This window comes from Sphingomonas sp. NIBR02145 (assembly GCF_027359115.1).
Lineage (GTDB): Bacteria > Pseudomonadota > Alphaproteobacteria > Sphingomonadales > Sphingomonadaceae > Sphingomonas > Sphingomonas kyeonggiensis_A.
This window is the reverse complement of the sequence record NZ_CP114791.1, coordinates 1120910-1133965: the sequence shown is the minus strand read 5'-3', so window position 1 is coordinate 1133965 and position 13056 is coordinate 1120910. Positions and strand designations below refer to the sequence as shown.

10 protein-coding genes are annotated in these 13056 nt (G+C 67.5%); 7 read left to right on the top strand and 3 right to left on the bottom strand.

The features are described from left to right. Positions 1-9: 9 nt before the first annotated feature. A complete protein-coding gene (locus O3305_RS05325; RefSeq protein ID WP_269575460.1) occupies positions 10-1866 on the bottom strand; it encodes a hypothetical protein in 1857 nt (618 codons plus the stop codon). Positions 1867-2069: 203 nt separating this feature from the next. On the opposite strand from O3305_RS05325, the gene recA reads away from it, so the two are divergent. The 4 genes from recA to O3305_RS05305 all read left to right on the top strand — a co-directional run bounded on the left by recA (position 2070) and on the right by O3305_RS05305 (position 5841). Beyond that, a complete protein-coding gene (gene recA, locus O3305_RS05320; protein WP_269575459.1) occupies positions 2070-3149 on the top strand; it encodes a recombinase RecA in 1080 nt (359 codons plus the stop codon). 195 nt (positions 3150-3344) lie between these two features. Beyond that, the gene (locus O3305_RS05315) at positions 3345-4739 is read left to right on the top strand and encodes an RNB domain-containing ribonuclease (protein ID WP_269575458.1); all 1395 of its coding nucleotides are present in this window, start codon (positions 3345-3347) and stop codon (positions 4737-4739) included. Then, on the top strand, positions 4736-5218 hold the full coding sequence (locus O3305_RS05310) for a DUF1801 domain-containing protein (protein ID WP_269575457.1): 483 nt from the start codon (positions 4736-4738) through the stop codon (positions 5216-5218). The genes O3305_RS05315 and O3305_RS05310 overlap by 4 nt, the downstream gene beginning before the upstream one ends. Next, entirely contained in the window at positions 5215-5841 is a 627-nt protein-coding gene (locus O3305_RS05305) for a glutathione S-transferase family protein (protein ID WP_269575456.1), read from the top strand. Before O3305_RS05310 ends, O3305_RS05305 begins: the two co-directional genes overlap by 4 nt. Here O3305_RS05305 and trhO read toward each other — a convergent pair. Together trhO and O3305_RS05295 are read right to left on the bottom strand one after the other, a co-directional pair. After that, complete coding sequence (gene trhO, locus O3305_RS05300; RefSeq protein ID WP_269575455.1) at positions 5832-6692, bottom strand: oxygen-dependent tRNA uridine(34) hydroxylase TrhO; 861 nt, start codon at positions 6690-6692, stop codon at positions 5832-5834. The genes O3305_RS05305 and trhO overlap by 10 nt on opposite strands. Continuing rightward, positions 6679-7998: a dicarboxylate/amino acid:cation symporter gene (locus tag O3305_RS05295; protein WP_269575454.1), complete on the bottom strand. Its 1320-nt coding sequence runs from the start codon at positions 7996-7998 to the stop codon at positions 6679-6681. Before O3305_RS05295 ends, trhO begins: the two co-directional genes overlap by 14 nt. Before the next feature lie 156 nt (positions 7999-8154). Here O3305_RS05295 and O3305_RS05290 point away from each other — a divergent pair, with 156 nt between their 5' ends. The 3 genes from O3305_RS05290 to alaS all read left to right on the top strand — a co-directional run bounded on the left by O3305_RS05290 (position 8155) and on the right by alaS (position 12827). Then, positions 8155-9408 carry a M24 family metallopeptidase gene (locus O3305_RS05290; RefSeq protein ID WP_502958197.1) on the top strand — a complete coding sequence of 418 codons (1254 nt, stop codon included), beginning with the start codon at positions 8155-8157 and terminating at the stop codon, positions 9406-9408. Between the two features lie 147 nt (positions 9409-9555). After that, positions 9556-10107 (top strand): site-2 protease family protein, encoded by a 552-nt coding sequence (locus tag O3305_RS05285; RefSeq protein WP_269575452.1) that lies wholly within the window; start codon positions 9556-9558, stop codon positions 10105-10107. Positions 10108-10175: 68 nt separating this feature from the next. Beyond that, positions 10176-12827 (top strand): alanine--tRNA ligase, encoded by a 2652-nt coding sequence (gene alaS / locus O3305_RS05280; protein ID WP_269575451.1) that lies wholly within the window; start codon positions 10176-10178, stop codon positions 12825-12827. The last annotated feature ends 229 nt before the right edge of the window (positions 12828-13056 follow it).

Sequence of the window (13056 nt, the reverse complement as noted above, 5' to 3'; positions counted from 1 at the left end):
GGCGCGGCGCTAGCGGCTGTCCGCTTCCATCGCAATCGCCTCGCCGAACAGTCGCTCCAGCTCGCGCGTCGCCGCCTTGCCCCAGAAATCGCCCGGCATCGCCTCGCACAGATTGACCAGGCAGCTCTCGAGATCGGAGGCGCCGTCGCTGGCAGCCACCACCACACGGCTTTCCTCCAGCGCCATCCGGGCAAAGGGCGCGGGCTCGATCACGCCGGGCGCCGCCGCGAACAGGCCATGCCAGCGCTTCTCATAGGAAACCGTCTGCCATTGCTGGAGGAAGAACCACAGGCCGAAGCGCAGCGCCTCGGGCGTCGCAAAGCGCGTGCGCCGCGCGAGGATCGGAAACAGCTTTTCCGAGGCGATCTGGTCATGTTCCTGATCGAGCGCGGCGATCCATTCGCGCAGATACAGGAAGGCATTTTCGTCCAGCTCGGCCAGTGCCAGCGCGGCTTCGGCAAGCGCGCCGGGGGCAGTGTCCGAACTGCCCGAGGAGAGCCAGGACGAGCCCGCCGCCCTGCCATAGCTGGTCAGCAAGGCCCGCAGGGCCGGCAGCAGCGGCGCCTGTTCGCTGGCGGGCAGGTCGCGCACCGCCTGGAACAGCGCCTTCTCGCCGATCGACTTGCCCCCCGTCTTGAAGCGGAAGGCAAGCACCCCGGCAAAGGACAGCGCCTCCGGCCCCTGCGTCTCGATCCGCTGGCGCATCTCGTCCAGCGCGGCCGCGATGGCGGGGCCGCTCAGGTCGGCCAGCGCCACCTGCTGGCTCGATCGTCCCTGCACGATCGGCTTGCCGGCCTTGCGCGCGTAATCCGCGGACAGGGACGGCAGCTTGTTCCGATTGCGCCAGTCCGTCACCGGCTCGAGCGGGCCGATCTCGCCGTCGATCGTCACATGGCGCTGCACTTGGGCGAAGAACACCGTGAACCCCTGGCTGTCCGCGTCCCATGCCACGTCATGCAGATGGTGCAGCAGGTGCAGCAACAGCTTGTCTTCTATCGGCTCCTCGCTGCCTTCGCGCAGCGGAAGCAGGGGGGCGCCGCTGCTGGCCAGCGCATCCAGCACTTCGCCAAAGCTGGGCAGTCCCTTGAACTCCGCGAGCGACATATAGCGGATGACGATGGTGCGTTTTGCTCCCTCGGGATCGAGCGGGATCAGGTCCAGCGCGATCCCGAAGCGCCGCTCGCCATCGCTCAGGTCCGGGTGGCGCGCCTTGTCGGCGGGGGCGCTGCGCAGGAAACGGGAAAGCAGGCCGGTGCGCCCGCTGGCGCGGGGCAGGGTGTCGAGATGGTTGCGCAGCGCCCAGCGCCCGTCGGGGCTCAGCCAGCGCAGACGGGTTTCGGGTTGGCTCCCCTGCGGCGGGTGCGGGAGATGGGTCAGTCGCACTTCGCCGGTCGCGGGATCGAGGATCGCTATCCGGTCCTCGTGCAGGCCTTGTTCCACGCAGACGATCGTACCGTCGTCGCGGGCCCCGAATTCGCTGATCCGGAAGCCATCGATACGATGTTTCCGATCGATCTCCCCGTCGATCGATCGCTCGTAAAGGCTGTGGCAGAGCCAGTCTTTCTCGCGCTGGGCGAAGAAGAACGCGCGCTGCGCCGGCGAATAACACCAACGATGCGAGGAAAGCCGCTTTCTGCGAATCTCGAAGACGCGTCGGCGCTCCACCAGGTCGAACACGGCAACCGGATCCACCTCGGGCGCGGCGCGGCAGCCGAGCACGAGCAGGTAGCGCGCATCCAGCCGGATGATTTCCTGCGCCTCGACATCCTCGAACGCCAGGAAATGCCACGGGTCGGCGCCGGGCTCGCCCGCTTCGACAAGCGTGAGCGATTTCCTGCCGAACAGCGTTCCCGTCGCCACGCGCATTGCATTCCCCCCTGTATTCGGGCCCAGCCTATTGAAGCGAAGGGGGCAGGGAAAGCTCGGCGCGGCCCCGTTGCCGGGCAGGTGGAACGATTATGGAACAAAAATTTCCGTTCCGCTCTTGTTCTTGTGGAACAAAGGCGATACACGGCGTTCCAACACAGGTTGATGCAGCGTGCTAAACCTTCTAGCGACGGGGACTTCCAATGGCAGCTTCGCTCAAGGTGATTGACGGCAACATGGCGATTTCTTCGGACAAGCAGAAGGCGCTCGACGCCGCAATGGCGCAGATCGACCGCGCCTTCGGCAAGGGCTCGGCAATGAAGCTCGGCTCCAAGGAGGCGATGCAGGTCGAGGCGATCTCGACCGGTTCGCTCGGGCTCGACATCGCGCTCGGCGTCGGCGGCCTGCCGCGCGGTCGCGTGATCGAAGTCTATGGGCCGGAAAGCTCGGGCAAGACCACGCTGGCGCTCCATGTGATCGCCGAGGCGCAGAAGACCGGCGGCGTCGCCGCGTTCGTCGATGCGGAGCATGCGCTCGATCCGGTCTATGCCAAGAAGCTCGGGGTCAATATCGACGAGCTGATCGTCTCGCAGCCGGATACCGGCGAGCAGGCGCTCGAGATCGTCGATACTTTGGTCCGCTCGAACGCGATCGACGTGCTGGTGGTCGATTCGGTCGCCGCGCTGGTGCCGCGCGCCGAGATCGAGGGCGAGATGGGCGACAGCCATGTCGGCCTCCAGGCCCGTCTGATGTCGCAGTCGCTGCGCAAGCTCACCGGCTCGATCAGCCGCTCGCGCTGCATGGTGATCTTCATCAACCAGCTGCGCATGAAGATCGGCGTGATGTACGGCAATCCGGAGACGACGACCGGCGGCAACGCGCTGAAGTTCTACGCTTCGGTCCGTCTCGACATCCGCCGCACCGGCCAGATCAAGGACCGCGAGGACATCATCGGCAACACCACCCGCGTGAAGGTGGTGAAGAACAAGGTGGCGCCGCCGTTCAAGCAGGTCGAGTTCGACATCATGTATGGCGAGGGTATCTCGAAGATCGGCGAGATCCTCGATCTCGGCGTCAAGGCCGGGCTGGTCGAGAAGTCGGGCGCTTGGTTCAGCTATGACAGCGTCCGCATCGGCCAGGGCCGCGAGAATTCGAAGAACTTCCTGCGCGACAATCCCGAGCTGCGCGAGCGTCTCGAAAAGGCGATCCGCGCGCGCACCGAGAAGGTCGCCGAGGGACTTATGGCGGGTCCCGACGCCGAGGACGGCGACGACGATCTATAATGGAATATCAGGCCGCGCCCGCGTGCGACGCGTGTGGCAGCGGTCACGGGCTCAGCCCCATCGGAAGACCCGGCGCGTTGCCCCGCGCCGGGTCTTTCCCGTTTCCGGGGAGGGCGGTTCGAATCCCTCGCCTGTCGCGCCGAGCGGCGAATTTTGAGAACTGTGCACCGGCGCCGGGCGCGCTAAGGTGCGGGCATGAAGGCCGTTCTCGATCCCGATTGCGTGCTGGCCCATGGCCTTGCCGCGATTCGCAGCCAGTATCAGGTTCCGCCTGCCTTTCCGCAGCCGGTACTCGAAGCCGCCGAAATCGCCGCCAGGCGGATACCAGGCGAGCATGTCGACCGAACCGATATTCCCTTCGTCACCCTGGACCCCGCCAGCGCCACCGACCTCGACCAGGCACTGGCGATCGAGACCAGCGGCAATGACCTGCTGCTGCGCTACGCCATCGCCGACGTGGCCTGGTTCGTCACGGACGGCGATCCGGTCGACGCCGAGGCCTGGCGCCGGGGCACGACGCTCTACCTGCCCGACGGCAAGGCCAGCCTCTATCCGCCGGTGCTGAGCGAAGGCGCGGCCAGCCTCCTCCCCGATGGCCCCCGTCCCGCCGTGATCTTCACCGTCCGCGTCGCTCCCGATGGTGCGGTGAAGCTCGAGGAAGCAGAGCGCGCGCTGGTCCGCAGCCGCGCCAAGCTCGCCTATGAAACAGTGGCTGACAGCGAGCTGCCACCCCAGTTCGCCGAACTGGCACGCCGTATCGCGCTGGCCGAAGCAGCGCGCGGCGCGTCGCGGGTCGATCCGCCGGAGCAGGAAGTCGCCCGCCGCTCTAATGGCGGCTATGCGCTGGCCTTCCGCGCGCGGCATCCGTCCGAGGACCAGAATGCTGCCTTGTCCCTCGCGGCGAACCTGGCGATCGCGGAGGTGCTGCAGGCGCATCACACGGGCCTGTTCCGGGTAATGGCCGAGCCCGATGCCGCGGCGGTCGCCAGGTTGCGCAACAGCGCCCGGGCGTTCGGCATCGCATGGCCCGAGGCTCTGCCGCTCGAGCGCTTCCGCGACGGTCTGGATGCGGCCGATCCGCATCAGGCGGCGCTGATGCTTGCGATCCGCCGGGCAGGGCAGGGCGCGAGCTATGCGCCATGGAGCGCCGATGCGGCGCCATGGCATGCCGCGGTCGCCGCGCCCTATGTTCATGCCACCGCGCCGCTTCGCCGGCTCGCCGATCGCTATGTGATCCGTGCCACGCTCGCGGTGATGAACGGCCAGCCGGTGCCCGGGGCCGTCAGCGACGCCTTTGCACGCCTGCCCAAGGTGATGGGCCGGGCCGATGCCCTGGGCGGCCAGATCGACCGCGCGGTGATCGACCTTGCCGAAGCCGTGATCCTTGATGGCCGCGAAGGGGAGACCTTTGCCGCCGTTGTCACCGATGTCGACATGCGCGGCGCGCGGATGCAGCTCTCCGACCTGCCGGTGGTCACGCGGATCGATGCGCCCGGCGCGGCGCCCGGCACCGCGTTGCAGGTGAAGCTGGTCGATGCCGATCCGGCGAAGCGCGCGCTCCAGTTCGAAGCAGTCGGGGGTGGGGCATGACACCCGCCGATCCTGGGGATTCCGCGGCGACTGCGGCCCAGGTGGAGGTCTTCATCGATCGCTTCACATCGGAGATTGCCGACCGTGTTCGCGCCGCCCGGACGGTGTTGCGGAGCCGGCTGCCCGGCGCCACCGAACTCGTCTACGATAATTACAACGCGCTGGCGATCGGCTACGGCCCCGGCGATAAGACGTCGGAGGCCGTGTTCAGCCTCGCCATCTATCCCCGAAACATCCTGCTCTATTTCCTCCCAGGCGTCGGCCTGCCCGATCCGGAAGGGTTGCTGCAGGGCGAAGGCAAGGTGGGACGCTATGTCTGCCTCAAGAATGTGGCGCTGCTCGACGAACCGGCGGTGATCGCGTTGATCGACGCAGCGCTCGATCGCGCGAAGCGCCCCTTGCCGCCACAGGGCGGGCGGACCATCGTCAAGTCGATCTCGGCCCGGCAACGCCCGCGCCGTCCAGGGGAAGCTGCATGACCGTAATCGTCCACCATCTCGAGAATTCCCGTTCGCAGCGCGTGCTCTGGCTGCTTGAGGAACTCGGCCTGCCCTATGAGGTGCGGCGCTACGAGCGGAACAAGGCGACGATGCTGGCGCCGCCCGAGCTCAGGCACGTGCACCCGCTCGGCAAGTCGCCGGTGATCGAACATGGCGGGCAGGCGATTGCGGAGACCGGGGCGATCGTCGAATATCTGGTCGCGCTGGGCGACGGGAAGCTGGGCGCGCCGGGACACCGCGAAGACGCGCTGCGCTGGCAGCATTTCCTGCACTATGCCGAGGGCTCGCTCATGCCCCCGCTCTTCACCAAGCTGGTGCTGAGCCGGGTGCCGCTGTTCGGCAAGATGGCGCAGAAGAAGTTCCAGCCGATGATCGACGTCCATCTCGACTATGTCGAGGGCGAGCTGGGCGCGCGGCCCTGGTTCGCCGGGGCCGAATTCACCGCTGCGGACGTGATGATGAGCTTCCCGCTGGAAGCCGCGGTCAGCCGTGCCAATGCCACCGAAGGCCGCCCGCACATCGCTGGCTGGATCGCGAAGATCCACGCCCGCCCGGCCTATCAGGCGGCGCTGACCGCCGGCGGGCCCTATGCCTATGCGTGATCCCGGAAGGCCAGATCGTCACAGGCAGGGCAGGGCGTATCCTCACAGGCGATGAGGCCCTGGCAGCGTGGGCAGAGGCTGCGGTTGCGTGGCTGCAGCGCATGATCGACGGTGATGCGCTGGTCGAACACGAAGCACTCGCCCTGCCAGCGGCTCTGCTCGGGTGGGACCTGCTCCAGATAGGCCAGGATGCCGCCCTTGAGGTGATAGACCTCGTCGATGCCCTCCGCCTTGAGGAAGGCGGTCGACTTCTCGCAGCGTATGCCGCCGGTGCAGAACATCGCGACGCGCGGCATCGGACCGTCCGCCTCGCGCGCGGCGCGGAACTTGCGGAACCACTCGGGAAACTCGCGGAAGCTGCGCGTCTCCGGATCGATCGCGCCCTCGAACGTTCCCAGCGCGACTTCATAGGCGTTGCGCGTATCGATCACGATGGTGTCCGGCGCGTCGATCAGCGCGTTCCAGTCCGCGGGCGCGACATAATGGCCGACATCGGTGAGCGGATCGATGTCCGGCTCGCCCATCGTCACGATCTCGCGCTTGAGCCGGACCTTCATCCGGTCGAACGGCATCGCCGCCGCGCGCGAATATTTTACGTCGAGCCCAGCGCAGCCGGGCAGGGCGCGGACATGGTCGAGCAGTTGCGCGATCGCGTCGTCGCTGCCGGCAATGGTGCCGTTCAGCCCTTCATTGGCGAGCAGCAGCGTGCCCTTGATGCCCAGCCCCTCGCACAAGGCGAGGAGCGGAGCCTTCAGGCTCTCGACATCGGGAAAGCGCGTGAACTGGTAGAGGGCCGCGACGCGGACGGGCAGGTCCGCGCCGGGCACTGCCGCGGGATCAGGACTGGCCATAATCCTCGAAGCTGTCGGTCTTGGTGGTGGTGCCGTGCATCGGCAGGACAGCCGGCTCGGGATCGCCCGGCGCGTCGAGCTTGCCTTCCCAGCGGGCGACGACGACGCTGGCGACGGCATTGCCGATCACGTTGGTCGCGGTGCGGCCCATGTCGAGGAAATGATCGACGGCGAGGATCAGCAGGATGCCGGCCTCTGGGATGTTGAAGTGGCTGAGCGTGCCGGTGATGACGACCAGGCTGGCGCGCGGCACGCCGGCGATGCCCTTGCTGGTGACCATGAGGATCAGCAGCATCTGGATCATCGTCATCCAGTCGAGGTGGATACCGTACGCCTGGGCGATGAAGATCGACGCGAACGTCATGTACATCATCGAGCCGTCGAGATTGAACGAATAGCCGAGCGGCAGCACGAAGCTGGCGATGCGCGGGGGCACGCCGAACCGGTCGAGCGCGTCGAGCGTGCGCGGATAGGCGGCTTCCGACGAAGCGGTGGAGAAGCCGAGCAGGATCGGGTCGCGCAGATAGCGCAGCAGCGTGCCGGTACGCGGGCCGACGATCAGGAAGCAGGCGCCGAGCAGCACCGCCCAGAGCGCAAACAGGCCGAGGTAGAAGCTGCCCATGAAGAAGGCGAGGTCGCCCACCACGCCGATGCCCTTGGTCGCCAGCGCCTTGGCCACCGCGCAGAACACCGCGACCGGAGCGAACAGCATGACATAGCCGGTGACGGTGAGCATCACCTGGACGAGCGCTTCGAGGCCCTTGACCAGCGGCTCGCCCTTTTCGCCGATCGCCGCGAGGCCGACGCCGAAGAACAGCGAGAAGATCACGAGCTGGAGGATGTCGTTGCTTGCCATCGCATCGATCCCGCTGGTGGGGATGATGTGGATGAAGAATTTGGCGACATCGAAGCTCGAGCGATCGACGCCGCTGGACGTCGAGGCCGCCGGGATCGGCAGGTTGAGGCCGACGCCGGGCTGGAGCAGGTTGACGAAGATCAGGCCGAGGGTGAGCGAGACGAGGCTGGCGCAGACGAACCAGAAGAATGCCTTCAGGCCGACGCGGCCGATGGCGCCGCCGCCGCCCATATGCGCGATGCCCACCACCAGGGTGGAAACCACCAGCGGCGCGATGATCATCTTGATGAGGTGGAGGAACATCTGGGTCGGAATGTCGAGCCCATATGCCCAGTTCTCGATCGCCTTCGCCCCTTCCGGCGTGCCCGAGAGCGAGATGTTGAGCACATAGCCCAATATGCCGCCGAGCAGCAGTGCTGCCAGAATGAACCAGGTAAGTCGCTTGCCCAAAACAGGGTCCCCCTAAAATCCTTTGGCGCAGGCAAAGGGGATTGCGGGCCCCGGGTCAAGCCCTGCGCGGCCAGCCGATGCGCGCTGCCCTATGCACAGGGGGTATTGCAGCGACCTTGGAAGCGGCCCTATCGCATGCGCCGTCCTGTCCGGAGAATGCCGATGCGCCTCGACCGCCGTACCCTCGTCCGCGCCGCCGCCGCCGCGCCTTTGCTGGCCCTGCCGGGCGTGCTGCGTGCCGCCGAGCCGGACCTTTCGGCGCTGCAGGACATCACCAAGGGGGCGGTGCCGATCGGCAATGAAGAGCGCGCCGCGCGGCTTGCCCGGGCGCAGAAGCTGATGCAGGCGAACGGCATCGGCGCGGTGCTGATCGAGGGCGGATCGTCGCTGGTCTATTTCACCGGGTTGCGCTGGGGGCGGAGCGAGCGGCTGACCGCGGTCGTGCTGCCGGCCGAGGGCGAGCCGTGCATCGTCACCCCATTCTTCGAGGAGGCACGCACCCGCGAGGGGCTGGCGATCCCGGCCGAGGTGCGGGTGTGGAACGAGGATGAGGACCCACTCAAGACCGTTGCCGGGTTCCTCAAGGACCGCAAGCTCGCGCATCTGCCCGTCGGCATCGAGGAAACCGTTCGATATTTTGCAGTCGGGGGGCTGCAGAAGGAGGGATTCGAAGTGGTCTCCGCCAATCCCGTGGTTCGGGGCTGCCGGATGATCAAGACGGCCCCGGAAATCGCACTGATGCAGCTCGCGACCGACGTGACCATCGCCGCCTATCGCTGGGTCCAGCCGCGCGTCGAGAAGGGGATGAGCCAGCGCGACGTCTCCGCGCTGATGGACGCCGCCACGAAGAAGCTGGGCGGCAGCCCCGAGTTCAGCATGGTGCTGGTCGGCGAGGGCGCGGCCTATCCGCACGGCACCAAGACCCCGTCGCCGGTTGCCGATGGACGAATCATCCTGATGGACTGCGGGTGCACGGTGCAGGGCTACCAGTCCGACGTGTCGCGTACCTGGGTGCATGGCAGCGCCAATGCCGAGCAGCGCAAGGTCTGGGACCAGGTCGCCAAGGGCCAGCAGACCGCCTTTGCCGCCGCCAGGCTCGGCGCGACCGCAGGCAGCGTCGATGACGCGGTGCGCCGCTACTATGCCTCGCTCGGCTGGGGACCGGACTACAAGCTGCCGGGCCTGTCGCATCGCACCGGCCACGGCATCGGCCTGGACGGGCACGAGCCGGTCAACCTGGTACGCGGCGAGGCGACGAAGCTGGCGCCGGGCATGTGCTTCTCGAACGAGCCGGGCATCTACATCCCGGGCAGCTTCGGCGTGCGGCTGGAAGACTGTTTCCACATGACCGAGAACGGGCCGAAATGGTTCAGCGAGCCGCCCCGCTCGATCGACGCGCCGATGGGCTGAGTTTCCCGCGCCGGCGAGAACCTGTTCTCCTTCCTACGGATCAAAGAGCGGCGGGAATGAAACCCGGCGGCGCGAGCGAAGCAGGTGAAATCCTACATTGCAATCCGGGCCGGTGCTGACAGGGTACCTGCAGCAGGGGACGGGACGATGCGGGCGCTGGCGATAGTGATCTTCTTCCTCACCGCCTTTGGCGTGATGGGGGTGCTGAGCGAGCATTTCCGGGGCGATGCCGGACTGCCCGCGCGGTTGATCGTCGACGCGCTGCTCTGCCTCATCGCGGTGCTGGTGCACGAGCTGGGCCATGCCGCCGCGGCGCACCGGCTGGGCGCCGATATCCGTTCGATCGTGGTGCTGCCCTTCGAATACAGCATGCGGCAGCGCCGGCTGCGGCTGAAATGGCGGGCCGGGATGGGCGACCTGGGCGGCTATGTGTCGTATGTGCTCGACCGGATCGATGCGCGCCGCAAGCACATGATGATCGCCGCCGCCGGGCCGATCGCGAACCTGCTGCTCGCGCTGCTGGCCGGCACCGGCGCCACCCTGATCGGCAGCGCGACTCTGGCCGGCGCGCTGCTCGGCGCGCTCGCCTTGCTCTCGGCGGGGATGGGAATCGCCAATCTCGTGCCGTTCAGGGGCAGTGACGGCCACCATATCCTGCAAGGCCTGCGCGCCGGCGCCCGCAACAAATCGGTGAGATAGCGGACCTTTTACCCTGATCGAAGTGTTTCGCTTGAGCGAAAGCCTGTCCGCAACTAAGTCGGCGGCTTATGACTTCGACCAACGATATCCGCCGTTCGTTCCTCGACTATTTCGAGGGCCAGGGACATGCCCGCGTTCCCAGCGCTCCGCTGGTGCCGCACAACGACCCGACCCTGATGTTCGTGAACGCGGGCATGGTGCCGTTCAAGAACGTGTTCACCGGCCTGGAGAATCGCCCTTACTCGACCGCGACCAGCTCGCAGAAGTGCGTCCGCGCCGGCGGCAAGCATAACGACCTGGACAATGTCGGCTATACCGCGCGCCACCACACCTTCTTCGAGATGCTCGGCAACTTCTCGTTTGGCGACTATTTCAAGGAGCAGGCGATCACGCATGCGTGGACGCTGCTGACCAAGGAATGGGGCATCCCGGCGTCGAAGCTGACCGCCACCGTCTATCACACCGACGACCAGGCGTTCGAGCTGTGGAAGAAGATCGCGGGGCTCCCCGAGGAGCGGATCATCCGCATCCCGACCAAGGACAATTTCTGGGCGATGGGCTCGGACGGTCCGTGCGGGCCGTGCTCGGAGATCTTCTACGACCATGGCGACCATATCTGGGGCGGCCCGCCGGGATCGCCGGAAGAGGATGGCGACCGCTTCGTCGAGATCTGGAACCTCGTCTTCATGCAGTTCCTGCAGGAGAATGACGAGATCATCGGCGACCTGCCGCGTCCCTCGATCGATACCGGCATGGGCCTGGAGCGCGTCGCGGCGGTGCTGCAGGGCGTCCATGACAATTACGATACCGACACGTTCAAGGCGCTGATCGCCGCCTCGGGCGCGCTGACCGGCGCCTCGACCACCGGCGAGAACCAGGCGAGCCACCGCGTGATCGCCGATCACCTGCGCTCGGCCGGTTTCCTCGTCGCCGACGGCGTGCTGCCGGCCAATGAAGGCCGCGGCTATGTGCTCCGCCGCATCATGCGCCGCGCGATGCGCCACGCGCACCTGCTCGGCGCCAAGGATCCGCTGATGCACCGCATGGTGCCGTCGCTGGTCGCCGAGATGGGCGCCGCGTTCCCCGAGCTGGTCCGCGCGCAGCCGCTGATCGAAGCGACGCTGCTGCAGGAAGAGACGCGCTTCCGCCAGACGCTGGCCAATGGCCTGCGGCTGCTCGACGAGGCGACTGTCGGCATGGCGGCGGGCGACACGCTGCCCGGCGAGACCGCGTTCAAGCTCTACGACACGTTCGGCTTCCCCTATGACCTGACCGAGGACGCCCTGCGCGCGCAGGAGATCAACGTCGATCGCGCCGGCTTCGACACCGCGATGGCCGCGCAGAAGGCCGCAGCGCGCGCGGCCTGGAAGGGCTCGGGCGAGAAGGCTTCGGAAGAGCTGTGGTACGACCTGGCCGACGAGCTGGGCGGCACCGAGTTCACCGGCTATGCCGGCACCCAGGGCGAAGGCCAGGTGGTGGCGATCGTCAAGGACGGCGCCAAGGTCGACAAGGCAGTTGCCGGCGACAGCGTGACGATCCTGACCAACCAGACCCCCTTCTACGCCGAGAGCGGCGGCCAGATGGGCGATGTCGGCGTGATCTCGAACGACAAGCTGAGCGCGGCGGTGAACGACACCTCCAAGCCGCTTGGGCGGCTTCACGCGCATCATGCCAAGATCGAGACCGGCGAAGTCGCGGTCGGCGACGCGGTGCAGCTCACCGTCGATGCCGATCACCGCGATCGCGTGCGCGCCAACCACTCGGCGACGCACCTGCTGCACGCGGCGCTGCGCAAGCGGCTGGGCGGGCATGTGACGCAGAAGGGCAGCCTGGTGGCGCCCGATCGCCTGCGCTTCGACTTCTCGCACCCCTCGGCGCTGTCGGCCGAGGAGATCGCGGACATCGAAGCCGATGTGAACGCGCAGATCCGCCACAACGGCGCGGTCGAGACCCGGCTGATGACTCCGGACGACGCGATCGCCGCCGGCGCGATGGCGCTGTTCGGCGAGAAGTACGGCGACGAAGTTCGCGTGCTGTCGATGGGGCTGGGCGAGGATGCGTCCTATTCGGTCGAGCTGTGCGGCGGCACGCACGTGAACGCCACCGGCGACATCGCGATCTTCAAGATCGTCTCGGAAAGCGCCGTGTCGAGCGGCGTGCGCCGGATCGAGGCGCTGACCGGCGAAGGCGCGCGGCTGTGGCTCAACGGCCGCGACGCGCAGCTGCGCGAGGCGGCGGCGGCGCTCAAGACGTCGCCGGATGAAGTTGTGGGCCGTGTGGCTGCGCTGGTCGAGGAGCGCCGCAAGCTCGAGCGCGACCTGGCCGAGGCCAAGAAGGCACTGGCGCTGGGCGGCGGCGGTGCCGCGCAGGCGGCTGGGCCGGAGCAGGTCGCGGGCATCAACTTCATCGGCCAGGTGATCGACGGGCTCGAGCCCAAGGAACTGCGCGGCGCGGTCGATGAGGCCAAGCAGCGGGTTGGTTCGGGCGTGGTGGCGCTGGTTGCCGTGAATGACGGCCGGGCCTCGGTCGCGGTCGGCGTGACTGCCGGTGTGGCGGCGAGCGCGGTGGACCTGGTCAAGGTCGCCGTGGCGGTGCTGGGCGGGCAGGGCGGCGGCGGCCGTCCCGACATGGCCCAGGGCGGCGGCCCGGATGGCGACAAGGGCGCCGAGGCGCTCGAGGCGGTGAAGGCTGCGCTGGCCGAGGCGCTGGCGGGGGTTTGAGCTTCCCAGTTCCTCCTCCAGCTTGCTGGGGGAGGGGCGATTGATCCCACTGCTCCCCGGCGAAAGCCGGGGCCCAGGGTAACAGAGCGACACAGCAGAGAAACCCTGGGCCCCGGCTTTCGCCGGGGAGCGGCTATTTGAGCGGTGCTTCCAAACCCGCTGATCGCGCTTCTGGCGCAACCCCTCCACCATCGCTGCGCGGTGGTCCCCCTCCCGGAACGGGGAGGAG

Bases quoted from the DNA above. Each gene is read 5' to 3' on its own strand.
- recA (WP_269575459.1), top strand. From the start codon at position 2,070: ATGGCAGCTTCGCTCAAGGTGATTGACGGCAACATGGCGATTTCTTCG.
- O3305_RS05285 (WP_269575452.1), top strand. From the start codon at position 9,556: ATGCGGGCGCTGGCGATAGTGATCTTCTTCCTCACCGCCTTTGGCGTG.
- O3305_RS05315 (WP_269575458.1), top strand. From the start codon at position 3,345: ATGAAGGCCGTTCTCGATCCCGATTGCGTGCTGGCCCATGGCCTTGCC.
- alaS (WP_269575451.1), top strand. From the start codon at position 10,176: ATGACTTCGACCAACGATATCCGCCGTTCGTTCCTCGACTATTTCGAG.
- O3305_RS05325 (WP_269575460.1), bottom strand. From the start codon at position 1,866: ATGCGCGTGGCGACGGGAACGCTGTTCGGCAGGAAATCGCTCACGCTT.
- O3305_RS05305 (WP_269575456.1), top strand. From the start codon at position 5,215: ATGACCGTAATCGTCCACCATCTCGAGAATTCCCGTTCGCAGCGCGTG.
- O3305_RS05290 (WP_502958197.1), top strand. From the start codon at position 8,155: ATGCCGATGCGCCTCGACCGCCGTACCCTCGTCCGCGCCGCCGCCGCC.
- O3305_RS05310 (WP_269575457.1), top strand. From the start codon at position 4,736: ATGACACCCGCCGATCCTGGGGATTCCGCGGCGACTGCGGCCCAGGTG.
- trhO (WP_269575455.1), bottom strand. From the start codon at position 6,692: ATGGCCAGTCCTGATCCCGCGGCAGTGCCCGGCGCGGACCTGCCCGTC.